The sequence below is a fragment of the Actinoplanes philippinensis genome (genome assembly GCF_900113015.1).
GTDB classification, from domain to species: domain Bacteria; phylum Actinomycetota; class Actinomycetes; order Mycobacteriales; family Micromonosporaceae; genus Actinoplanes; species Actinoplanes philippinensis.
This window is the reverse complement of the sequence record NZ_FONV01000012.1, coordinates 279,145-300,417: the sequence shown is the minus strand read 5'-3', so window position 1 is coordinate 300,417 and position 21,273 is coordinate 279,145. Positions and strand designations below refer to the sequence as shown.

The 21,273-nt window shown below is 70.6% G+C and carries 22 protein-coding genes and 1 pseudogene; 8 read left to right on the top strand and 15 right to left on the bottom strand.

From position 1 onward, the window contains the following. Positions 1-27: 27 nt before the first annotated feature. From BM290_RS31915 to BM290_RS31905, 3 genes are read right to left on the bottom strand one after another with little or no spacing between them, the layout of a single operon-like run. Entirely contained in the window at positions 28-669 is a 642-nt protein-coding gene (locus BM290_RS31915; RefSeq protein WP_093619614.1) for an HAD family hydrolase, read from the bottom strand. Positions 670-678: 9 nt separating this feature from the next. Next, positions 679-924: a glutaredoxin family protein gene (locus BM290_RS31910; RefSeq protein WP_093619613.1), complete on the bottom strand. Its 246-nt coding sequence runs from the start codon at positions 922-924 to the stop codon at positions 679-681. Beyond that, a complete protein-coding gene (locus BM290_RS31905) occupies positions 921-2,357 on the bottom strand; it encodes a class I adenylate-forming enzyme family protein (RefSeq protein WP_093619612.1) in 1,437 nt (478 codons plus the stop codon). Before BM290_RS31905 ends, BM290_RS31910 begins: the two co-directional genes overlap by 4 nt. Positions 2,358-2,751: 394 nt before the next feature. Here BM290_RS31905 and BM290_RS31900 point away from each other — a divergent pair, with 394 nt between their 5' ends. Both BM290_RS31900 and BM290_RS31895 read left to right on the top strand, forming a co-directional pair. Then, positions 2,752-3,675 (top strand): ECF subfamily RNA polymerase sigma factor, BldN family, encoded by a 924-nt coding sequence (locus tag BM290_RS31900; RefSeq protein ID WP_093619611.1) that lies wholly within the window; start codon positions 2,752-2,754, stop codon positions 3,673-3,675. A 175-nt stretch (positions 3,676-3,850) separates the two neighbouring features. Then, positions 3,851-5,005: a DUF5667 domain-containing protein gene (locus BM290_RS31895; RefSeq protein ID WP_239143804.1), complete on the top strand. Its 1,155-nt coding sequence runs from the start codon at positions 3,851-3,853 to the stop codon at positions 5,003-5,005. 126 nt (positions 5,006-5,131) lie between these two features. On the opposite strand, the gene BM290_RS31890 is transcribed toward BM290_RS31895, so the two are convergent. The 5 genes from BM290_RS31890 to BM290_RS31870 all read right to left on the bottom strand — a co-directional run bounded on the left by BM290_RS31890 (position 5,132) and on the right by BM290_RS31870 (position 8,869). Further along, positions 5,132-6,130, bottom strand: coding sequence for a lysophospholipid acyltransferase family protein (locus BM290_RS31890; protein ID WP_177319981.1), 999 nt, complete (start codon positions 6,128-6,130; stop codon positions 5,132-5,134). Beyond that, positions 6,127-7,209, bottom strand: a complete 1,083-nt coding sequence (locus BM290_RS31885; protein WP_093619609.1) for an NAD-dependent epimerase/dehydratase family protein — start codon at positions 7,207-7,209, stop codon at positions 6,127-6,129. Before BM290_RS31885 ends, BM290_RS31890 begins: the two co-directional genes overlap by 4 nt. Before the next feature lie 76 nt (positions 7,210-7,285). After that, a complete protein-coding gene (locus tag BM290_RS31880) occupies positions 7,286-7,387 on the bottom strand; it encodes a 30S ribosomal protein bS22 (RefSeq protein WP_007465623.1) in 102 nt (33 codons plus the stop codon). A gap of 166 nt (positions 7,388-7,553) precedes the next feature. Further along, positions 7,554-7,766, bottom strand: coding sequence for a helix-turn-helix domain-containing protein (locus BM290_RS31875; protein ID WP_093619608.1), 213 nt, complete (start codon positions 7,764-7,766; stop codon positions 7,554-7,556). A 182-nt stretch (positions 7,767-7,948) separates the two neighbouring features. Continuing rightward, on the bottom strand, positions 7,949-8,869 hold the full coding sequence (locus BM290_RS31870) for a proline dehydrogenase family protein (RefSeq protein WP_093619607.1): 921 nt from the start codon (positions 8,867-8,869) through the stop codon (positions 7,949-7,951). A gap of 85 nt (positions 8,870-8,954) precedes the next feature. On the opposite strand from BM290_RS31870, the gene BM290_RS31865 reads away from it, so the two are divergent. Next, a complete protein-coding gene (locus BM290_RS31865) occupies positions 8,955-9,494 on the top strand; it encodes a CGNR zinc finger domain-containing protein (RefSeq protein ID WP_093619606.1) in 540 nt (179 codons plus the stop codon). Here BM290_RS31865 and BM290_RS31860 read toward each other — a convergent pair. Then, a complete protein-coding gene (locus tag BM290_RS31860; RefSeq protein WP_093619605.1) occupies positions 9,481-10,290 on the bottom strand; it encodes a sugar phosphate isomerase/epimerase family protein in 810 nt (269 codons plus the stop codon). The two genes, BM290_RS31865 and BM290_RS31860, sit on opposite strands and share 14 nt — an antisense overlap. Positions 10,291-10,375: 85 nt before the next feature. Between BM290_RS31860 and BM290_RS31855 the strand changes: the two genes are divergently transcribed. Next, a complete protein-coding gene (locus tag BM290_RS31855) occupies positions 10,376-11,203 on the top strand; it encodes a DUF3109 family protein (protein WP_143134015.1) in 828 nt (275 codons plus the stop codon). Positions 11,204-11,235: 32 nt separating this feature from the next. Here BM290_RS31855 and BM290_RS31850 read toward each other — a convergent pair whose 3' ends face one another. Together BM290_RS31850 and BM290_RS31845 are read right to left on the bottom strand one after the other, a co-directional pair. Then, the gene (locus tag BM290_RS31850) at positions 11,236-11,919 is read right to left on the bottom strand and encodes a response regulator transcription factor (protein WP_093619604.1); all 684 of its coding nucleotides are present in this window, start codon (positions 11,917-11,919) and stop codon (positions 11,236-11,238) included. A gap of 29 nt (positions 11,920-11,948) precedes the next feature. Further along, positions 11,949-13,228: pseudogene (locus tag BM290_RS31845) on the bottom strand (sensor histidine kinase). A gap of 195 nt (positions 13,229-13,423) precedes the next feature. Here BM290_RS31845 and phoU point away from each other — a divergent pair. Continuing rightward, the gene (gene phoU / locus BM290_RS31840; protein ID WP_093619603.1) at positions 13,424-14,062 is read left to right on the top strand and encodes a phosphate signaling complex protein PhoU; all 639 of its coding nucleotides are present in this window, start codon (positions 13,424-13,426) and stop codon (positions 14,060-14,062) included. Positions 14,063-14,295: 233 nt separating this feature from the next. Here the strand turns inward: phoU and BM290_RS31835 are convergent, their stop codons facing one another. Next, positions 14,296-15,045: a phosphoglyceromutase gene (locus BM290_RS31835; RefSeq protein ID WP_093619698.1), complete on the bottom strand. Its 750-nt coding sequence runs from the start codon at positions 15,043-15,045 to the stop codon at positions 14,296-14,298. Between the two features lie 136 nt (positions 15,046-15,181). On the opposite strand from BM290_RS31835, the gene BM290_RS31830 reads away from it, so the two are divergent. Continuing rightward, positions 15,182-16,429: an MDR family MFS transporter gene (locus BM290_RS31830; RefSeq protein WP_177319988.1), complete on the top strand. Its 1,248-nt coding sequence runs from the start codon at positions 15,182-15,184 to the stop codon at positions 16,427-16,429. A gap of 696 nt (positions 16,430-17,125) precedes the next feature. Here the strand turns inward: BM290_RS31830 and BM290_RS31825 are convergent. Both BM290_RS31825 and mshA read right to left on the bottom strand, forming a co-directional pair. Beyond that, positions 17,126-17,644: a type III secretion system chaperone family protein gene (locus tag BM290_RS31825; RefSeq protein ID WP_093619601.1), complete on the bottom strand. Its 519-nt coding sequence runs from the start codon at positions 17,642-17,644 to the stop codon at positions 17,126-17,128. Positions 17,645-17,828: 184 nt separating this feature from the next. Further along, positions 17,829-19,118, bottom strand: coding sequence for a D-inositol-3-phosphate glycosyltransferase (gene mshA / locus BM290_RS31820; protein ID WP_093619600.1), 1,290 nt, complete (start codon positions 19,116-19,118; stop codon positions 17,829-17,831). 152 nt (positions 19,119-19,270) lie between these two features. Here mshA and BM290_RS31815 point away from each other — a divergent pair, with 152 nt between their 5' ends. Next, positions 19,271-20,026 carry an SDR family oxidoreductase gene (locus tag BM290_RS31815; RefSeq protein WP_093619697.1) on the top strand — a complete coding sequence of 252 codons (756 nt, stop codon included), beginning with the start codon at positions 19,271-19,273 and terminating at the stop codon, positions 20,024-20,026. 11 nt (positions 20,027-20,037) lie between these two features. Then, a complete protein-coding gene (locus tag BM290_RS31810) occupies positions 20,038-20,790 on the top strand; it encodes an SAM-dependent methyltransferase (RefSeq protein ID WP_093619599.1) in 753 nt (250 codons plus the stop codon). On the opposite strand, the gene BM290_RS31805 is transcribed toward BM290_RS31810, so the two are convergent. Then, positions 20,787-21,191 (bottom strand): response regulator, encoded by a 405-nt coding sequence (locus BM290_RS31805; protein ID WP_093619598.1) that lies wholly within the window; start codon positions 21,189-21,191, stop codon positions 20,787-20,789. The two genes, BM290_RS31810 and BM290_RS31805, sit on opposite strands and share 4 nt — an antisense overlap. Between the last annotated feature and the right edge of the window lie 82 nt (positions 21,192-21,273).

Genomic DNA, 21,273 nt, shown 5'->3' with positions numbered 1-21,273 from the left:
TTTCGAACCCCGCCAGGGCCACTCAGCTCAGAGTGACATGGCCATCTTTACCGCCTCTACCAGCGTGTCGGCGACCGGACGCCCGGATTCACGCAACCGGGCCGGATCGGTGAATCCGCCGGTGTAGAGCACCGCGTGCCCGCCGACCGACTCGGCTGCGTCGGCGTCGTCCAGCGAGTCGCCGATCATCACCACGTCACGGCCGTCGACACCGAGCTCGGCCAGGTGGGCGGCGAGGTGCGCGGCCTTGAAACCGCCGCCCAGCTCGGCCCGCAGGCCGTCGATCCGGGTGAACATCCCGGCCAGGCCGTAGCCCTCGACCGCCGGGACCAGCTCGTGGTGGAACCACATGGACAGCAGCGACTGGCTGCCCGGCCAGCTCTTGATGGCGGCCTGCGCGTCGGCGGCCAGCGTCACGTCGGTCAGCCCGAGGCGGTACGCGTCGTGGAAGATCCGGTCCAGGCGGCCGAACTCCTCCTCGTCGATCGCGCGGCCGAGCATCTCGGCGTAGAAGTCGGCGACCGGCCGCCGGAAGGCCCGCCGGTGTTCGTCGGAGCCGACGTCGCGCCCGCCCGCCGAGGCGAAGGCGACGTTCGTCGAGGAAACGACCAGGTGCAGGTCGTCGAGAAGGGTGCCGTTCCAGTCCCAGACCAGGTGCGTAGCTGTCACCCGGCGAACCTACAGCCGGGGCTCACCGGGCTGTCGAGTCAAATCCCGCAGGAGCCGGTCCTCCTCGATCCGCCAGTACCCGTGCTCCTTGCCGTCGAGCAGCAGCACCGGCACCCGGTCGCCGTAGTCGCGCTCCAGCTCGATGTCGGAGTCCACGTCGACCTTGGCCCACTCGCCGGGCGCGATCCGGTCCAGCGTCTGCTCGGCCACCTCGCACAGGTGGCAGCCCTCGCGGCTGATCAGGGTCAGTCTCACAGGTCCCTCTTCCGTACCTTGCCGATCACCGTTCGCGGCAGCTCGTCGACCAGCTCGACACCGGGCAGCTTGAAGCGGGCCAGCCGGGCCGCGCAGTGCACCTGCAGCTCGGTCGTGCTGGGCTGCGGGTCGCCGGTCACCGTGACGTACGCGTACGGCCGCTGCCCGGTCGTCGTGTCCGGCACACCGACCACGGCCACGCCGGTGACCCGCGGATGCGCCATCAGCACCCGCTCGATCTCGGCCGGGTAGACGTTGAAGCCGTTCACCAGGATCAGCTCACCGATGCGGTCGACGAGCACCAGGTCACCGTCGCCGTCGGCGTAGGCCACGTCCCCGGTCGGCCACCAGCCGTCCGGGCCGGGCCCGTCCCTGCCGTCCGGCCAGTACCCGGAGAACAGATTGGGGCCGCGCACCACGATCTCGCCGGGGTCGGTGCCGGCCGACTCGGCGATCTCGAGATCCTCGTCGATCGACGCGGTGCCGTCACGCCACAGCTCGGCGCCCGCCGGGGTACGCAACAGCAGCTCGACACCGGGCAGCGGCCGGCCGATCGAGCCGCTCTTGTCCCGGTCGCTGACCGCCGTCGTGGTCAGGACCGGGGCGGTTTCGGTCAACCCGTACCCGATCAGGATCGCCCGGCCGGTCATCGCGCGGAAGCGCGCCGCGACGCCGGTGTCCAGCGGCGCCGCGCCGCACACCGCGGTCCGGACGCCGCTCAGCGCCTCGCCCGCCGCCGGGACCGTGGTCCAGGCCTGGTACATCCCGGGCACGCCGACCGTGACGGTGACGCCGTGCCGGGTGATCAGATCGAGTGTCGCCTCCGGATCGAAGCGCTCGGCCAGCACGCCGGTCGCCGCGTGGTGTGCGACGCTGCCGAGCCCGGTGTTCAGGCCGTAGGCGTGGAAGAACGGCACGGCGAGCAGGACCACGTCGTCCGGCCCCACGACGGGCGGCTCGATCCGGTCGAGCTGGTCGTGGTTCGCGGCGAGCGCGGCGTGGGTGAGCATGGCGCCCTTGGGGCGCCCGCTGGTGCCCGACGTGTAGAGCAGAACCGCAAGATCGGACCTCCGGGGTACGGCCGGAGCAGCGCCGTCCTCCGCGGCGCCGGGCGGGCCGTCCACCACCAGCGACGCGCCCGAGTCGGTGATCGCGTGGTCGCGCTCGTCGCCGGTGTAACCGGGGTTCAGCGGCACCGCGACCCGCCCGGCCCGAAGCACGCCGAAATAGGCGACGGCGAAATCGACGGTGTTGCCGAGCAGCAGCGCGACCCGGTCGCCGGGTGACGTGCGGGACGCGATCCAGCGGGCCGCGGCGGACACCCTGGTGTCCAGTTCGGCCCAGGTGATCACGGTGTCCCCGGCGATCAGCGCGGGGTGGCCGGGGCGCCGGCCGGCAGCCTCGGCGACCGCGTCGCGGGCGGTTTCCTCCACGAGGCCCGAGTCTGGCACAAACGTGCCGTCACCGGGACGGCGGACAGCCCGTCCGTCCTGAAAGCGGCTTCTTACGTCAAGGTGACCTTGACGTGTCTTGCGGTGTTGGCGCGGTTCGCGGCTTTACGCGGAGCGCACACAATGTGCGACTCCGCGTGTCCGATGTCGGCAATACTTCCGCACTGTGTAACGGAATACACACCAACGGGTGAGGTTGACCGGTCTATACGCCGGTTACCCACCCATTTTGTTGTGATTGACCACTTTTGTTAAGAGTGACCCACCCTCATCCCGAGGAGGCCGCTGTGCCCCACAAAGCACGGAATCACGGTGAATTCACGTCTGGCGGGACGGATTCGCTGTCGCCGGAGGCCCGCCGGGCTGAGGAGGCGCAGTGACTCATGTGTACGCGGAGGGTCCGTACCACCGCGATGTTCTGAATGCTTTGCGCGACACGGCTGGGGGGATGATCGTCAACGCCATCCGGGGTGAGAGCCCCAAGCAGACCGGGAGCCGCCGCACGCCCAACGCCCCACCCGCGGTCGCCTCCCCGAACACCGCGAACGGGAAGTTCGGCGGCAGCCGCCCCGGTGCGCCCCGTCCGCCGGCGCAACCCACCGCGGGCCAGCGCTCCCACATCGGCGACGGGGAGGCCGTCACCCCGGGCGAGCACACCGTGGTCCTGCCGACGCAGAGCACCACCGGCCCGCCGACCGAGTCCGCGCCGCCGAAGGCCCGCCCGGACCGCGGTGACCCGGCCGCCGAGGTGTGGGCGCTGGTCGAGCGTGCCCAAGCCGGCGAGGCCGAGGCGTTCGGCCTGATCTACGACCGGTACGTGGACACGGTCTTCCGCTTCGTCTACTTCCGGGTCGGCAACCGCCAACTGGCCGAGGATCTCACCTCGGACACCTTCCTGCGCGCTCTCAAGCGCATCGGCAGCTTCACCTGGCAGGGCCGCGACCTGGGCGCCTGGCTGGTCACCATCGCCCGGAACCTGGTCGCCGACCACTTCAAGTCCGGCCGCTACCGCCTTGAGGTGACCACCGGCGACGTGCTCGACGCCGACCGCGAGGACCGGGGCCCGGAGGGCAGCCCGGAGTCCGCGGTGGTCGACCACATCACCAACGTCGCCCTGCTCACCGCGGTCAAGCAGCTCAACCCGGAGCAGCAGGAATGCATCGTGCTGCGGTTCCTCCAGGGCTTCTCGGTCGCCGAGACCGCGCAGACCATGGGCAAGAACGAGGGCGCCATCAAGGCCCTGCAGTACCGGGCCGTCCGCGCGCTCAACCGGCTCCTGCCCGACGGGTTCCAGTCTTGAGCGAAAGTACCGATCTGTCGATCTCCGATACCCGATGGCGCCGCCCGGCACCCGTAACCGGTGCCGCGTGTCGCGCGTTTGTCCGGATGCGACCCGGGACCGTCTTCTGCGGTCCGGTCGCCGACGCCGGTCTCCTGGCCGGCGAGACAGTCACGAGCGAGGGGAGGTGCCCACGGTGAAGTTCGCTTTTCCGAACTCCCGGAGTGCCGAGCGCTTCGCGGAACTTCTCGACGACGCCGGTGGCGCCCGTCGGCACCACAGTCGTGGGCAGGCCGACGAGGAGCTGAACCGGCTGGTCGCCATCAGCAACCGGCTCTCCACGGCCCGGCCCGGCGCACCGGTCGACTCCGAGTTCCGCGTCGGCCTGCGCGCCATGCTGGTCGCCACAGCCGAGCGGGACGGCATCGGGCTGAGCGACGCCGAGGCCGATCCCGAACCCGTCGCCGAGCCGGTCGTCCGGCGGCCGCTGTTCGGGCGCCGGATACGTGCCCGCGGAGCGATCGTGATCGGCGTGGCCGCCGGCGCGATGGCCGTCTCCGGGATCTCCGCGGCCAGCGAGAGCGCGTCACCCGGCGAGATGCTGTACAGCGTCAAGCGCCAGACCGAGCGGGCCCAGCTGGCGATCGCCGGGTCCGACGTGACCCGTGGCCAGCTGTCGCTGGACTTCGCTCGTACGCGTCTCTCCGAGGCCATGGCGATGAACGGCGACGAGCCGGGCCTCGCCCTGGTGCTGGACGACATGGACGCCGACACCCGCAAGGGCGTCCGGCTGCTCACCACGTCGGCGGTGTCTCAGCAGGACACCAAGCCGCTGGCCACCCTCGACGACTTCGTCGACGACCAGCGCACCACCTTCACGCCGGCGCTGGAGCGACTCTCGGCGCCCAACCGGGACCGGGCGACCCTGTCACTCGGCCTGCTGGAGGACGTCGTCAAGCGGGCCGAGACGCTGCGCACCGGGCTCGCCTGCGACAAGGTGACACCGGCCGGCTCGGACGCGCTCGGGCCGAAGCTGCGCGACTGCGCGGCCGAGGAGAACCGCGCCGCCGAGCCGAGCGGGACGTCACCGCAGAGCGGCTCCGGCACCAAGGCCGGGACCCGGCAGAACGGCCCGGCCACCGCGCCGAAGCCGGCCAAGTCGAGCGCCGCCGCCGCGCCGGGGGCCACCGGTCAGTCCGTGAAGCCGAACAAGTCGGCCGCCGCCACCGCGACGCCGGCCGTCACCGACGGGGTGGCGCCGATGATCGACGAGGAGCCGGTCGACCCGCAGTTCGATCCGCTCGACGAGCCGGACGGTGGACTGGGCGGCCTGCTCGGCGACCTCTTCTGACCAGGGAGTCTCGCGCCGTAAGCATGGCGAGGGGCGGTGCCGGAGATCAACACTCCGGGGCCGCCCCTCAACCGTCACTATAGGACGGACCGGTGGGCCGCTCCAGAAGATTGGCACTCCCCCAGGTCACGGCCCGAACGGGTCCGGCCGCTTCTCCAACAGCTCGTGCAGGGTGGCCTGGATCGTCTCGCGCACCTGATCGGCGAGGTTGTAGACGACCAGCGGATCGTCCGCGAACTCGGTGAGATGCGCGGTCGGGATCGGTGGGCAGAACTGGATCAGCCACTTGCTCGGCAGCGGCACCATGCCCAGCGGTCCCAGCAGGGGGAAGGTCGGCGTGATCGGGAAATAGGGGATCCCGAGGAGGCGGGCCAGCGGCTTCAGATCGGCCAGGATCGGATAGATCTCCTCGGCGCCCACGATCGCGACCGGGACGATCGGCGTGCCGGTGCGCAGGGCCGCCGAGACGAACCCGCCCCGGCCGAAGCGCTGCAGCTTGTAGCGCTCGGAGAACTTCTTCCCGATGCCCTTGAAGCCCTCCGGGAAGACGCCGACCAGCTGTCCCGAGGTCATCAGGCGCTCGGCGTCCGGGTTGCAGGCGACGGTGGCGCCGGCCGCGCGGGCCAGCTCGCTCATCAGCGGCATCCGGAAGACCAGGTCGGCGCCGAGCAGCCGCAGATGGCGCTGCTCGGGATGTTTGTCGCGCAGGCCCACGGTGAGCATCAGCGCGTCCAGCGCGATCGTGCCGGAGTGGTTGCCGACCACCAGGGCGCTGCCCTCGGCCGGCACGTTCTCGATGCCGAGCACCTCGGTGCGGAACCAGTCCCGATACAGGATCTTCAGCAGCGGGTGGAAGATCGTCTCGGCGAGCTCCGGGTCGAACCCGAACTCGTCCACCTCATACGCCCCGGCGAGGCGGCGGCGCAGGAAGGCCAGGCCGTCGGCGACCCGCCGGTCCCAGACGTCCAGCGAGTCGGCCACGGGCGCCTGCTCCGGTTTCTCCGGCATCGGCTCGCCCTTCTCCGGGATCGGGCGCCGGCCGTTGACCCTCTGCACCGGCGGCGGCTCGGGCAGCCGGAACTCGGTGTGTCCGGGCAACATGTCGCGATACTCGTCCTGGCTCACGGCGTCTCCCGTCCGGCCGGCGCCGGCTGGGCCGCGGCCGCCCGGACCCGGCGGATGCCGTCCAGAATCGCGTTCTCCGCGGCGCTGAGGCGGGCCGCGGTGACCGTGGAGCCGGCCGCGTGCGCCTGGATGAACTCCTCGAACGCCGCCGCCGTCGTACGCGGGGTGAAGCCGAACTCACCGATCAGGCGGGTCGTGTCCACCACCCGGCCGTGCACGAAGAGGTCGATCTGGTCCATGCCGATCTGCTCGACGCCGAGGTTGCGGAGCAGGGCCGCGCCGGTGGAGAGGGCCGGCTCGGGCAGTGGCAGCGAGACGCGCCCGGCCCGGCGGACGGCCTGGGAGAGCATCAGGACGCCGGAGCCGGCGACGTTGAAGGTCCCCGGGTGGTCCTCGGTCACCGAGCGGTGCAGGACCTCGAGGGCGTCCTCGACGTGCACGAACTGGAGCCGGGCGTCCCGGCCGAGCACGGTGGGCACCACCGGCTGGGCGAAGTAGCGGGTCAGCGACGTCTCGGCGGACGAGCTGATCATCGGGGCGAAGCGCAGGACGGTCGCCGCGACCTCGGGCCGGCGGCGGCGGAACCCGCGCACATAGCCCTCGACGTCGAGGATGTCGCGGGCGAACGCGCCACGCGGCACCGCTCGCGGCTCGGTGTCCTCGGTGAAGACCGCGGGATCGCGGAAGGAGGCGCCGTAGGCCGCCGTGGACGAACGCACGACGAGTTTGCGCAGCCGGGGAGCACCCTGGGCGGCGGCCAGCACCTGCATGGTGCCGATGACGTTCTGCTCTTTCATCGCCGCACGCCCGCCGTGCCGGCTGTCGGGCACGCTGGTGATCGCCAGGTGCACGACGGCCTCGGCGCCGAGGTCGGCGATGGCCTCGGTGGCCGCGCGCGCGTCGGCCCGGATCCGCTCGACACCCTCCAGCAGGCCCAGAAGGCGTGCGGGCGGGTCGTGCGGATCCAGGCCGACGACACGGTCGATACGAGGATCAGCGGCGAGGCGCGCGGCCACCCGAGCGCCGAGATAACGGCTGACTCCGGTGACCACGACAACGCTGGGCGGTGAGGTCACCACGGGGGCACCCTTCGATGCGCGGCCTCGATCAGATGGCAAGTGCCGTCAACGGCCGGACTGTACGCCCGGCCGACGGTCACTTGCCGAGACGGCGACGCTGGACGCGGGTCTTGCGCAGCAGCTTGCGGTGCTTCTTCTTCGCCATACGCTTGCGGCGCTTCTTGACCACGGAGCCCATACGAAAAGCCTCTCGAGAAACCATGTGGGTGGCCCGGCAGACGGCCGGGACCGGACTGGGACGGCGCCCGGAGCAGCGGCGCCAATGTACAGCGGCACGCATGACCCGGGAACCAACCGGTCCAGCGTACCGGCATGCCCCAGCCGGGCCAACACGGCCCCGGTCGTCAGGCGCTCTGTGAGAAGGCGCCACGCAGATACTCGTGTACCGCGTGCTCGGGCACCCGGAACGAACGGCCGACCCGGACGGCGGTGAGATCACCACCGTGCACGAGCCGGTAGACGGTCATCTTGGAAACCCGCATGAGGGCGACCACCTCGGCCACTGTCAGGAACCGTACCTCCGAGAGGCGTTCCTCGGTCTGGGCTGGACCCGTCATCTCGTCGCACCGATCCTTTCGCAATCCTCCGCGGCCGGAGCGGCCGGAGGATCCGGAGACCGCGGGGATGACGTGCGTGTCATCAGAACGGTATCGATACGGCTGTGACCAACGCGATACGTTCCGTGAAATGCCCAGAAAAAGTCAAGCCCGACACGCCGGATCCGTGGTGATATCGCCCCTTATTTCCGGGAAGCTACGGCTCGTGCCAGAAATCCGACGTTCGCCGGGCGCTCCGCCAGGCGGCGCATCAGGTGGCCGTACCACTCCTCGCCGTAGGGCAGGTGGATCCGGACCGTGTGACCGCCGCCGGCCAGCCGGGCCTGCTCCTCCGGGCGCACCCCGTACTGCATCTGGAACTCGTACTCCGTGGTGGAGCGGTCGAACCAGCGGGCCCGGTCCTCGGCGATCGCGATCAGCCGGGTGTCGTGGGTCGCCACCATCGGGTATCCCTCGCCCGCCATCAGGATGTTCAGGCAGCGGACGAACGACTTGTCCACGTCGAGCGCGGACTGGAACGCCACCGACTCGGGCTCCGCGTAGGCGCCCTTGCACAGCCGCACCCGGGAGCCGGCCGTGGCCAGCTCACGACAATCCCCCTCGGTACGCCGCAGGTACGCCTGCAGGGCCGCCCCGGTGGACGGGAAGTCACGCCGCAGCTCGGTCAGCGTCTCCAGGGTCGCGTCGGTGGAGTTGTGGTCCTCGGCGTCCAGCGTCACCGTGGTGCCCGCCTCGGCCGCCGCGGCACAGATCGCGCGGGCGTGCTCGTACGCCAATTTCTCGTCGATCCGCTGCCCCAGGGCCGAGAGTTTGACGCTGACCTCGACCGCCGGCGTCAGGCCGGCGCCCTTGAGGCGGCCGAGGACCGAGACGTACTCGTCGCGGGCGGCCACCGCCTGCTCTATCGTCCGGGTGTCCTCGCTCAGGTGGTCGAGGCTGACGGCCAGGCCGTCGTCCGCGAGCCGGCGGCTGACCAGCAGAACCTCGTCGGCGCTCGGCCCGGCGACGAAACGCTGCACGAGCCCCCGGCTGACGGGGGCCGACTCGACGAGCCGCCCGAGCCGGGTCGACCCGGCAGCGGCGAGAAACAGGGTACGGAGCATGCGCCGAGCGTAACGTCCGGACCTGGCACGGACCCCGGGCAACACATACGTGCTCCATGAGGTCAGGTGCGGCTACCGTTGTCGGGTGAACTTCGATGCGTACGCCCGTACGGCGATAGACCTCGTCAACGCAGGTCTGGATGATCTCGCCGGGTTGCGGGCCCTGTTCAGCAGCGAGCAGGCGTACATGCGCGACCAGGTCACCGAGAAGGACCTGGCTCCGTTCCGCCGTGCGCAGCGGCGGTTGCGCGAGGTCTTCGAGTTCGGCACCTCCGGGCAGGACGCCGAGGCGGTGCGCGAGCTGAACGGCCTGCTCGAGGCCTACCCCGTGCAGCCACGCATCTCCGGGCACGACGCGAGCGACTGGCACATGCACGTGACCAGCCGCGGCTCCTCGGTCAGCGCCGAGTATCTGGCCGGCGCCGTGTGGGGTCTGTCCGTCTGGCTCTGCGAGTACGGGAGCGCCCGCTTCGGCATCTGCGCCGACGAGCGGTGCGGCAACGTCTACCTCGACACGTCCTCGAACAACTGCCGCCGGTTCTGCTCGGAGCGCTGCGCCACCCGGTCGCACGTCGCCGCGCACCGGGCCCGCAAGCGCGCCGCCGCGGACCTCACCCCTGCGTGACGGCCTTGCTCGGCTCCAGGTGCTTCCGGGCGAACTCCAGCGCCTCGCGGAGGTCGGCCTCACGGGCCGGGCGGCTCGCCGCCTTACGCGTGTTGATCTCCAGCGCCACCGAGCCGGTGAAGCCGCGCCCGGCCAGCGACCGCAGCAGCTCGGCGCACGGCTGATTGCCACGGCCGGGCACCAGGTGCTCGTCGCGCCCCTCGCCGGTGCCGTCGCCGAGGTGCACGTGCCGCAGGCCGGAGCCCATCCGGTCGGCCATCTCCAGCGCGTCGATCCGCGAGGCCGCGCAGTGCGAGAGATCCAGCGTGTACGCATCGAAGCCGGTCTCGGTCGGATCCCAGCCGGGGTTGTACGGCACCACCCAGCGGCCGGCCATCTTGACCGGAAACATGTTCTCCACCGCGAAGGTCAGGTCGGGGTGCCGGCCGCGGATCCTGGCCAGACCTTCCGCGAAGTTGCGGGCGTAGTCACCCTGCCAGCGGAACGGCGGGTGCACCACCACGGTCGGCGCGCCCAGGGTCTCGGCGAGCTGGGCGGCCCGGGTCAGCCGCTCCCACGGGTCGGAACTCCACACCCGCTGGGTGACCAGCAGGCACGGGGCGTGCACGGACAGGACCGGGACGCCGTAGTGGTCGGCCAGCCCCTTCAGGGCGCCGGCGTCCTGGCTGACGGCGTCGGTCCAGACCATGACCTCCAGGCCGTCGTAGCCGACCGTGGCCGCCATCTCGAACGCCGCCGCCGTCGGCTCCGGGAAGACCGAGGAGCTGGAGAGAAGCACGGGTACGCGGGAAGTCACGCCCTCCAGCGTAGCCGCGCGCAGCAGGGCCGGATATATCAGCTCTAAACGGTCATGATCCACGAGTGGGCGTACGCTGACCCGGATGAGCCGCGCGACACCACCCCGGGAAGTACCGCTCGACTTCCCTCGCGAATGGATCGAGTTCCTCGATCCCGCCGACGAACAGCATCTGGTCCGGGCCGATCTGACCTGGCTGCTCTCCCGCTGGACCTGCGTCTTCGGCTCCGCCTGCCGGGGCATCCTGCCCGGCCGCGCCGAGGACGGCTGCTGCTCGCACGGCGCGTTCTTCACCGACGCCGACGACGAGGCCCGGGTGAAGGAGGCGGCGGCACGGCTCACCCCGCAGACCTGGCAGCACTACCGGCGCGGGTTCAAGAATTACACCGAGGTGGACACCGTCGACGGCGAGAAACCCGCGCGGCGTACGGCCACGCGCTCCGCCGACGGCCCGTGCGTCTTCCTCAACGAGGCCGGCTTCCCGGGTGGCGCCGGCTGCGCGCTGCACGGCCAGGCCCTGCGCGACGGCGTGCACCCGCTCAAGTACAAGCCGGACGTCTGCTGGCAGCTGCCGGTCCGCCGCGAGCAGGACTGGATCACCCGGCCGGACGGCACGAAGCTGCTCCAGTCCACCCTGAGCGAGTTCGACCGGAGGGGCTGGGGGCCGGGCGGCCACGATCTGGCCTGGTGGTGCACCTCGTCGCCGGAGGCCCACGTGGGCACCGAGCCGATGTACGTCACCTACGCACCAGAGCTGACCGAGCTGATCGGCGAAGCAGCATACGGCCACCTCGCCGAGCTCTGCTCTGCCCGTATCAAGTCCGGTCTGATCGCCGTCCACCCCGCGACCAGCGCGGCCAACCCCAGGCGTCGGGTGACCCGATCACGGGCGGGTCACCCGACCTCACCATAGTCGCATGCTACTTGGTATGCGACAAGGGTGAATCAGGGCTCGAATTTGTAGCCCAGGCCTCGCACGGTGACGATGTAGCGCGGCGCGGACGGCTCCGGCTCCACCTTGGAGCGCAGCCGCTTGACGTGCACATCGAGCGTCTTGGTGTCACCGACGTAGTCGGCGCCCCAGACCCGGTCGATCAGCTGGCCACGGGTCAGCACCCGGCCGGCGTTGCGCAGCAGCAGCTCGAGCAGCTCGAACTCCTTCAGCGGCAACTGCACGCCCGAGCCGTCGACGGTCACGACGTGCCGCTCGACGTCCATCCGTACCGGGCCGGCGGCCAGGGTCGGCGTCGTCACCTCGGGCGCGTCGGCACCCTGGCGGCGGAGCACAGCGCGGATCCGGGCGACCAGCTCCCGGGGCGAATACGGCTTGGTGACGTAGTCGTCCGCTCCGATCTCCAGACCGACGACCTTGTCGATCTCGCTGTCCCGGGCGGTGACCATGATGATCGGGACTGCGGAGCGCTGACGCAGCTGACGACAGACCTCGGTGCCGGACATCTCGGGAAGCATGAGGTCGAGCAGCACGATGTCGGCGCCGGTCCGGTCGAACTGCGTGAGGGCAGAGGTCCCGGTCGCAGCGACCGACACCTCGAAACCCTCCTTGCGCAGCATGTACGACAGGGCGTCGGAGAACGACTCCTCGTCCTCGACCACGAGCACGCGGGCCAATGAAGTTCCTTCCGTCGTCGGCGGCGGGCTCAGCGCCCGGCCACACCGGACTCGATCTCAATCGCCGTCGGTGACGACGAGGGGGACTCGGGGGTCGCGCAGGTAGGCGCAGGGTGAACGTAGAGCCGTCGCCGAGTGAACTGGTCACGTCGACGCGGCCCCCGTGGTTCGTCGCGATGTGTTTGACGATCGCCAGGCCGAGGCCGGTGCCGCCGGTGGACCGGGATCGGGCCTGGTCAGCGCGGTAGAAGCGCTCGAAGACCCGCTCCACGTCCTGCGGGGCGATGCCGATGCCCTGATCCGCGACGTCGATCTCGATCCAGTCGTCGCTGTTACGCATGGTGAGCGAGACGGTGGTGTTCTCGCCGGAGTACGCGATCGCGTTCTCCACCAGGTTGGTGACCGCCGTGGCGAACTGGCTGTCGTTGCCGTACGCCATGACGCCCTTCGGGCCCTCGTAGCTGACCTCGATGCTCTTCGCCGACGCGGTCGTCCTGGTCCGGTCGATCACCTCGGCGATCACCCAGTCCAGCGAGACCGGCTCCGGGTTCGGCAGCGGCTCCGCCCCCTGCAGCCGGGTGAGTTCGAGCAACTCGTTCACCAGGCGGCCCATCCGGGCGGACTCGTGATGGATGCGCTCGGCGAACCGGCGAGCCGCCAGCAGATCCTCGGACTGCGCCTCCGGCGTGGCCTCGGGAAGCTGGGTGGCGTCCAGCAACGCCTCGGCCAGGAGCTGCAGCGCCCCGATCGGGGTCTTCAGCTCGTGGCTGACGTTCGCCACGAAGTCACGGCGCACCCGGGCCAGCCGGTGCGCCTCGGTCACGTCGGCGGCCTCGACCGCGACGTGCGTCGAGTTCAGCGCGACGGCCCGCAGGTGCAGGCCGAGCGGGGCATGCCCGCCGCCAGCCCGGCCTCGGGGAAGATCCAGCTCGACCTCCCGGCGCACTCCGGTCCGCCGGACCTGGCCGGCCAGCGTACGCAGGATCGGGTGCGCGGCGATGGTGCCCGGAGCCCCGCCGGAGCGGAGCAGGCCCATCGCGCGGGCCGCCGGATTGACCAGCACCGGATGGTCGTCGGCGTCGAGGACGACGACTCCCACCCGTAACGAATCGAGGCTCTTCCGTCCGAGCCCCTTGAGGCCGTGTTTGCCTCCCGGGCGATCGTCGTCCGGTTCGATGGCGGCGCTCCCCTCCGGTGCCCCGGTCCGAGCCTCTCCGCCCGGCCGGCGGATCCGGGCAAGGGCGAGTCCCGCTCCCACACCGACGACGAGCGCGGCAGCAACCATGCCGACGGCGTATTCCCACTCCACGCTGCGATCGTAGGGTCATTGTTTACCTGAACCACAGGGCCATTACGGCAAATCGGGCGCGCGTCGAATAATGTTCACCACTGCGCCCGCCCTCGTTCACCGGCGTTCATGTTGAGGCCGTTCCACGCCCATAGCCTGGTCAGCGCACCCCGGCCGTCGCCATCGGCCGTCGCCGTCGAAAGAGGGAACTGAGAAATGCGCGAGGAGTACCAGGCCGATCTGGTCGAGGTGAGCCGCCTGCTCGTGACCATGGCTGAGTCGGTCCGCGCCGCGCTCCGCAAGGCGACGTCGGCGCTGCTGACCGCCGACCTGACAGCCGCCCAGTCCGTGATCGAGCGGGACTCGGAGGTCGACGCCATCTACGAACAGGTCGAGCTCAAGGTCGCGGACACCATCGCCCGGCAGGCGCCGGTCGCGTCCGATCTGCGCCGCGTCATCACCGCGCTGCACATCGGCGCCGACCTGGAGCGGATGGGCGACCTGGCCGAGCACGTGGCGAAGACCGCGGCCCGCCGGCATCCGTCCCCGGCGGTCCCGGCCGAGCTGCGGCCCACCTTCAAGGGCATGGCCGAGGTCGCCGACCACATGGCCGAGCAGATCACCGAGCTGCTGGCGAAGCCGAACGCGGAGCAGGCGGCACAGCTGGAGAAGGACGACGACGCGATCGACGACCTCGAGCGCAAGCTGTTCAAGATCATGCTGGCCGACGACTGGCCCTACGGCGCGGAGACCGCGATCGACGGCGCCCTGCTGGGCCGCTTCTACGAGCGCTACGCCGACCACGCCGTGAACATCGGCGAGCACCTGATCTACCTGATCACCGGCGAGAACTGAGCTGGCTGGCTCCGCTTCGCTCCGCGGGCAAAATGCCTTGTAACCGGTGACGAGTCAGGCGATTTGCCGCCACCCAGCAAACCCCGCTGGGCGTCGGCAAATCGACTGCCTCGTCACCGGCGGCATTTTGCGGGTCGTTCCGTGAGTACGCCCTCGCGGAGACTGTCGGGGCAGGGTCGCGCTTTGCACCACGGGGGCCGGGACACCACGGGGGTGTCCCGGCTCCCGTCGTTTTACTTGCGGCCCTGGGCGGCCACGGCGGCGGCGGCCTCCTTGGCGGCGACCGGGTCGAGGTAGGTGCCGCCCGCGGTGATCGGGCGGAGGTTCTCGTCCAGGTCGTAGCGCAGCGGGATGCCGGTCGGGATGTTCAGGCCGGCGATCGCCTCGTCGGAGATGTCGTCGAGGTGCTTGACGATGGCGCGCAGCGAGTTGCCGTGTGCCGCGACCAGCACCGTCTTGCCGGCGCGCAGGTCGGGGACGATCGCGTCGTACCAGTACGGCAGGGCCCGCTCCAGCACGTCCTTCAGGCACTCCGCCTTCGGCAGGATCTCCGGGGCCAGGTCGGCATACCGCGCGTCACCCGCCTGGGAGAACTCCGAGTCCTCCTCGATCGGGGGCGGGGGCACGTCGTACGACCGGCGCCAGAGCATGAACTGCTCCTCCCCGTACGTCTCCAGGGTCTGCTTCTTGTCCTTGCCCTGCAGGGCGCCGTAGTGGCGCTCGTTGAGCCGCCAGTGACGCTTCACCGGGATCCAGTGGCGGTCGGTGATGTGCAGCGCGATCTCACTGGTCCGGATCGCGCGCCGAAGAAGGCTGGTGTGCACCACGTCGGGCAGCACCCCCTGCTCCTTGAGAAGCTCGCCGCCGCGCCGGGCCTCGTCCTCACCCTTGGCGTCCAGGTCCACGTCGACCCAGCCGGTGAAGAGGTTCTTGGCGTTCCACTCGCTGTTGCCGTGCCGCAGCAGCACCAGGGTTCCAGTCATGACCACATCTTCCCCCGACGCCCGGCCGCGCGTACGGGCCACCCGGCACGTGTCCGCCACCACACCGAAACCCGCTTGCGCGAAGATCCACGATGTAAGGGAATAAACCCCGACGGCTACTTACGGGGAGATGATCGTGCGAGGTTGGCTACGGCAGGCGGCCGGTGGGCTGCCCCGGCAGTTCTGGTTCCTCTGGACCGGCACCCTGATCAACCGGGTCGGCTCGTTCGCGGTGCTCTTCCTGAGCATCTACCTGACCAGCGAGCGCGGGTTCTCGCAGAGCCAGGCCGGTCTGGTCCTGGGTCTCTACGGTGTCGGCGGCGCGATCGGCACGGTGTCCGGCGGGGTCCTGGCCGACCGCTGGGGCCGCCGCCCGACCATGCTGGTGGCCCAGTTCGGCGCGGCCGGGCTGATGCTGGCCCTGGGACTCGCCCGGACGTACCCGCAGATCGCCGTCGCGACCTTCCTGCTCGGTCTCTTCGCCGAGGCGGTCCGGCCGGCCTTCTCGGCCATGATGGTCGACGTGGTGCCGGAGCGCGACCGGGTCCGGGCGTTCTCCCTGAACTACTGGGCGATCAACCTCGGCTTCGCGGTCGCGGCGATCCTCGCGGGCTTCGCGGCGAACGTCGATTACCTGCTGCTCTTCGGCGCCGACGCGGCCACCACCCTGATCACCGCGACCATCACGGCGATCTTCCTGGCCGAGACCCGGCCGGCCCGCGTCCCGGGGCGCCGGGCGGAGCCGGGCGGAGGCCTCGGCACGGCGCTGCGGGACGGCAACTTCGTCGTCTACCTGCTGCTCACCTTCGTCTCGGTGCTGGTCATCCTGCAGCACCTGTCGACGTTGCCGATCAGCATGCTGGCCGACGGGCACACGGCCGCCACCTACGGCACGGTCATCGCGGTGAACGGCGTCCTGATCGTCTCCGGCCAGCTCTTCGTCCCGAAACTGATCGAGGGGCGCAACAGCGCCACGGTCCTGGCGGTCGCGGCGCTGCTGATCGGTTCCGGTTTCGGGCTGGTCGCCCTCGCCGAGACCCCGCTGATGTACGCCGTAACGGTGATCATCTGGACTCTGGGCGAGATGCTGCAGTCCCCCAGCAACGCGGCCACCGTGGCGGCGCTCTCCCCACCCGGCCTGCGTGGCCGTTACCAGGGCCTGAACTCGCTCTCCTGGTCGGCCGGGACGGCCCTGGCCCCGATCCTCGGCGGCCTGGTCCTGCAGCGGGCTGGTGACGCCGTGCTCTGGGGCGGGTGTTTCGCCCTGTGCGCCGTGGTCGCGGTGGGCCAGTTGCTGGCCGGCCCGGCACGTGCCCGGCGGGCGATGCGGCTGCGGCTGGCGCAAGAGGAGACCGAGTCGGAACGCGCGACGGCGAGTGCCTGAAAAGCGGATTCCGGCGCCTTTAAGCCGCGAGCATCGATAGTGAATGATCCGGCCGTGTCCAATAGGTGAACACCGGAAACAAGCCGGAAACAAAAGCGCCGGCGGCGGCGGGCGACACCCATCCCCATAGGCGCCGCCCGCACTTACCGCCGGTCTCGGGTCGCGCCGTCCCCCAACGGCTCATGCCACCCGTCCCCAAACACCGAACCGTGGCGATCATTGCTGATCGACCCGTTCCCCGAACTGACGGCTCGGCGTCCATCGACCACGCTAGTTGGGGCATGCAAGCCTCACAACCCGATTTCGTGTCGACATCTGTCTCAACCGTCACATTCACCAACTACCAACCGATCGGACGAGTCGCCAATCACTCTTCCGGGTTTCGCAGTCGGGAAGAAATCACGACAACCACCGTTCGGTAACCCGGCGACGGCAAATGGCGCATGACAGTAGACGGCTGTCGAACCAGCCGTCCACAGACTCAGGGAATCCTCAGCACATCGCCAGGAGACTGCCAGTACCCAGGGACGGCGTGTGTCACACATCGATCGGCGAGAAACCGTCCGGCCACAATGGACCAATCGGTACGGATTGCCCGAGTGCCCTCTTCACGCGATCTTGTGGGTGCGGCGGCGAATCCGCGAGATCACGGCCGGACGCCTGCTCCGGCTGCTACTCCGGCTTCTGCTCCGGCTGCTACTGCGGCTTCTGCTCCGGCTTCTGCTCCGGTTGCTGCTCCGGCTGCTCGACGAGGTGTTTGAAGGCCTCCAGGTTGGCCGTCGACTCGCCCCGGCTCACCCGCCACGCCCACTCCCGGCGGATCGACGAGCCGAACCCGATCTCCAGCATCGTGTCGAAGGACTCGTCCGCATATGTCAGCACCGAGCCGAGCAACCGGTCCAGCTCGTCGGCGTCCAGGCCCTTCAGCGAGACCCGGCCGGTGAGATAGACGTCACCGGCCGCGTCGATCGAGAAGGCGACACCATACATCCGGGCGTTGCGCCGCAGCAGCCAGGCCCAGAGGTCCTCGTGCCGCTCGTCCGGCCGGCGCATCACGAACGCCTCGACCCGCAGCGCGTGCGCGCCGACGATCAGGTTGCAGGCCGTCTTCAGCTTGTGCGTGCCGGGCAGGGTGACCACATAGGAGCTGTCACCGGTCGCCTCCCACTCCAGCTCGCGCTCGGTCAGGACCTGCTCGATCAGCTCGGTCACCACGCTCAGGACGCCCCTTTCCAGATCGGCCCGGTCACCACGGGACGGATGCCTCTTTCCCCGATCGGTCCGGTCACCACGCTCAGGATGCCCCCATTCCCGATCGGCCGGTCACCACGGGACGGATGCCTCTTTCCCGATCGGCCCGGTCACCACGCAACGGATGCCTCTTTCCCGATCGGCCCGGTCACCACGCGACGGATGCCTCGTCGAGCCGGGCCGCGATCATCGCCCGGTGTGCGCTCACCGCGTCACGGTAGACGCGCAGCAGCGTCTCGGCGGTGCGGTCCCAGGAGAACTGCGACGCGTGGGCGACCGCCCCGGCTGCCAGCCGATGACGGCGGCCGGGCTCGTCGAGCAGCCGGTCCAGCACCCGCGCCCAGTCCCGCGGATCGTGCCCGTCGACGAGCACCCCGCTCACCCCGTCACGCACCGCGGTGACCAGGCCGCCGACCGCGGCCGCGACCACCGGCGTGCCGCAGGCCTGCGCCTCCAGGGCGACCAGGCCGAAGGACTCGTTGTAGGACGGAACGGCGACCAGATCGGCGGCCCGGTAGAGAGACGCCAGGTCGGCGCCGGTCTGCGGCGGCAGGAACACCACCGAGTCGGCGACCCCGAGGGTCGCGGCCAGCTCGATCAACGCGGTCGGCCGGTCCAGGCCGCTGCCGCTCGGGCCGCCGCAGATCACCAGGGTCGCGCCGGTGCGCATCTCGGCCAGGGCGGCGATCAGCACATCGGGCGCCTTGAGCGGCTGGATCCGGCCGACGAACGCGATGATCCGGCCGCGCTCGGGCAGGCCGAACCGGGCCCGGTCGGCCGCGCCGGGCCGGAACCGGCGCAGGTCGACACCCGGCGGCACCACGCTGACCAGCGACGGGTCGGCGTCGTAGTGGGTGATCAGGTCCTGCGCCTCGAACTCGGTGTTGGCCACGAGACGGTCCGACGCGGCGACGACCTGCTCCTCGCCGATCACCCGCGCTTTCGGCTCGGGCCGGTCACCGGTCGCGATGAACCTGTTCTTCACCTTGGCCAGGGTGTGCGCGGTGTGCACGTGCGGCACGCCCCAGCGCTCCCGGGCGAGCCAGCCGACCTGCCCGGAGAGCCAGTAGTGCGAGTGGATCAGGTCGTAGTGGCCCGGCGGGTGCGCGGCCTCGGCCCGGAGCACGCCGTTGGTGAAGGCGCACAGCTGGGCGGGCAGCTCCTCCTTGGCGAGCCCCTCGTAGGGCCCGGCGGTGACATGCCGCACGTGCACCCCCGGCGACATCTCGACGACGGGCGGCAGGTCGCCGGCGGTGGCCCGGGTGAAGACCTCCACCTCGACGCCCCGCTCGGCCAGGCGTTTGGCGATCTCGACGATGTACACGTTCATCCCGCCCGCGTCGCCGGTGCCCGGCTGCTCCAGGGGCGAGGTGTGCACGGAGAGGGTCGCGATCCGGCGAGGAGTCGGCCATCGGCCACCGGCCCGTAGCTCAGCCACGCTGGCTCCCTCCGTATCGGTTCTGCAACATGCTTGTTGCGCCAACGTTCATCTTCCCCATCGGCGGCCCCGGAACCACCACTCAGCCGACCCGGGGTGATCCAGGTCATTGATCACGTGGGACGTCCCTCGTCATGGACCAGAATCGAGGCATGCAGAACATCGCAGTGGTCACCGGCGCTTCCAGCGGGATCGGCGCGGCGACGGCCCGCCGGCTGGCCGCGGAGGGATTCCACGTCGTCGCCGCGGCACGGCGTGCCGACCGGCTGGAGGCGCTGGTCAAGGAGATCGGGGCGAGCGCCACGGCGGTCGAGTGCGACGTCACCTCGGACGACTCCGTGGCCGGCCTGGCGGCGGCGGTGGCCGCGCTCGGCGGTCCGGTCACGCTGCTGGTCAACAACGCGGGCGGGGCCCGTGGCGTGGATCCGGTCGCCTCCGGGTCGGTCGACGACTGGCAGTGGATGTATGACGTGAACGTGCTCGGCACCCTGAGGGTGACGAAGGCGCTGCTCCCGGCCCTGGAGGCGAGCGGCCACGGCACGATCGTGACGGTCGGGTCCACCGCGGCCTTCACGCCGTACGAGGGTGGCGGCGGCTACGTGGCGGCCAAGCACGCCGAGACCGCTCTGGTCGGCACCCTGCGGCTGGAGCTGGCCGGCAAACCGGTCCGGGTCATCGAGATCGACCCCGGCATGGTGCGCACCGACGAGTTCGCGGTCAACCGGTTCGGCGGCGATCAGGACAAGGCCGACGCGGTCTACGCCGGGGTCCGGGAGCCGCTGGTGGCCGACGACATCGCCGACTGCATCGCGTGGACCGCCACCCGCCCGCAGCACGTCAACGTGGACCGGCTGGTGGTGCGGCCGATCGCCCAGGCCGCCCAGCACAAGGTCCACCGCGAGCTCTAGGTTCTCGGGGTATGAAGCCGGTCGGCGCGATCACCCGGGGGACGACCAATCCCAACCGGCTCCGGCGCGTCGACAACTTCATCGCGTACCGCTGCGGTGGGCCTTTGAAAGAGGCGGCGCAGCCGCTGGTGATCGATCTGGGCTACGGCGCCACTCCGGTGACGGCGGTGGAGCTGCGCGGCCGTCTCGCTGCCGCGGTCCGGCCGGACGTCGCGGTCGTCGGTCTGGAGATCGATCCGGTCCGGGTGAGTGACGCCCAGCCGTTCGCGGACCCGCCGTGGCTGGAGTTCCGGCGTGGCGGGTTCGAGCTTGCCGGGCTGACGCCGGTGGTGGTGCGCGCGTTCAACGTGCTGCGGCAGTATGCCGAGGACGAGGTGGCGGCGGCCTGGCGGACGATGACCGCGACCGGGGCGCTGCTGGTCGAGGGCACCTGCGACGAGCTGGGCCGGATCGCCACCTGGACGGTCGTCGAGGGTGGTGTGCCGTCGACGCTGACCCTGTCGGCTCGGCTGCCGACGCTCGGCCATCCGGCGGTCTTCGCCGAGCGCCTGCCGAAAGCGCTGATCCACCACAACGTGCCCGGTCATCCGGTGCACGAGCTGCTGCGGGCGCTGGGTCGCGCGTGGGAGACCGAGGCGACGCCGTTCGGGCCGCGGCAGCGCTGGCCGGCCACGATCCGGCGGATGCGCGACGAGGGCTGGCCGGTGCTCGACGGCCCGGCCCGGTGGCGGCTCGGCGAGCTGACCCTGCCCTGGCCGGGTTAGCCCTGGTCCTTCCGGTCCAGCGCCTCTTTCACCGCGGTCAGGAGGGCGTCGGCGGTGAACGGCTTCTTCACCAGGATGTCGTCCTCGGTGATCTCGCCCTTGGCGACCGCGTGGTCCTTCGGCAGGCCGGAGACGAAGACCACGCCGATCCCGGGGCGCAGACTGCGGATGGTCCGGGCCAGCTCACCGCCGGAGGCGCCGGGCAGTGTCAGGTCGGTGATCAGCACGTCGATCTTTCCGGGGTGATCCCGGGTGATCGAGAGGGCCTCGTCCGGCTCGCCGGTGGCCAGCGTCGTATACGCCCCGCGGCGCTCCAGCATCCGGCGCATGATGTCGCGCAGATCCTCCTCGTCGTCGACGACCAGGATTGTCGGCCTCTCGGCGACCGGCGCCTCGGACATCTCGGTCCTCCTCGGGCTGGGGTCGCTCTCACGCTATCCGCCCCCGAGGCCCGGCGTACGGCTCACCGTCAAAAACCGGCTG

Bases quoted from the DNA above. Each gene is read 5' to 3' on its own strand.
- BM290_RS31810 (WP_093619599.1), top strand. From the start codon at position 20,038: ATGAAGCCGGTCGGCGCGATCACCCGGGGGACGACCAATCCCAACCGG.
- phoU (WP_093619603.1), top strand. From the start codon at position 13,424: ATGCGCGAGGAGTACCAGGCCGATCTGGTCGAGGTGAGCCGCCTGCTC.
- BM290_RS31805 (WP_093619598.1), bottom strand. From the start codon at position 21,191: ATGTCCGAGGCGCCGGTCGCCGAGAGGCCGACAATCCTGGTCGTCGAC.
- BM290_RS31870 (WP_093619607.1), bottom strand. From the start codon at position 8,869: ATGCTCCGTACCCTGTTTCTCGCCGCTGCCGGGTCGACCCGGCTCGGG.
- BM290_RS31880 (WP_007465623.1), bottom strand. From the start codon at position 7,387: ATGGGCTCCGTGGTCAAGAAGCGCCGCAAGCGTATGGCGAAGAAGAAG.
- BM290_RS31815 (WP_093619697.1), top strand. From the start codon at position 19,271: ATGCAGAACATCGCAGTGGTCACCGGCGCTTCCAGCGGGATCGGCGCG.
- BM290_RS31855 (WP_143134015.1), top strand. From the start codon at position 10,376: ATGAGCCGCGCGACACCACCCCGGGAAGTACCGCTCGACTTCCCTCGC.
- BM290_RS31875 (WP_093619608.1), bottom strand. From the start codon at position 7,766: ATGACGGGTCCAGCCCAGACCGAGGAACGCCTCTCGGAGGTACGGTTC.
- BM290_RS31835 (WP_093619698.1), bottom strand. From the start codon at position 15,045: ATGACTGGAACCCTGGTGCTGCTGCGGCACGGCAACAGCGAGTGGAAC.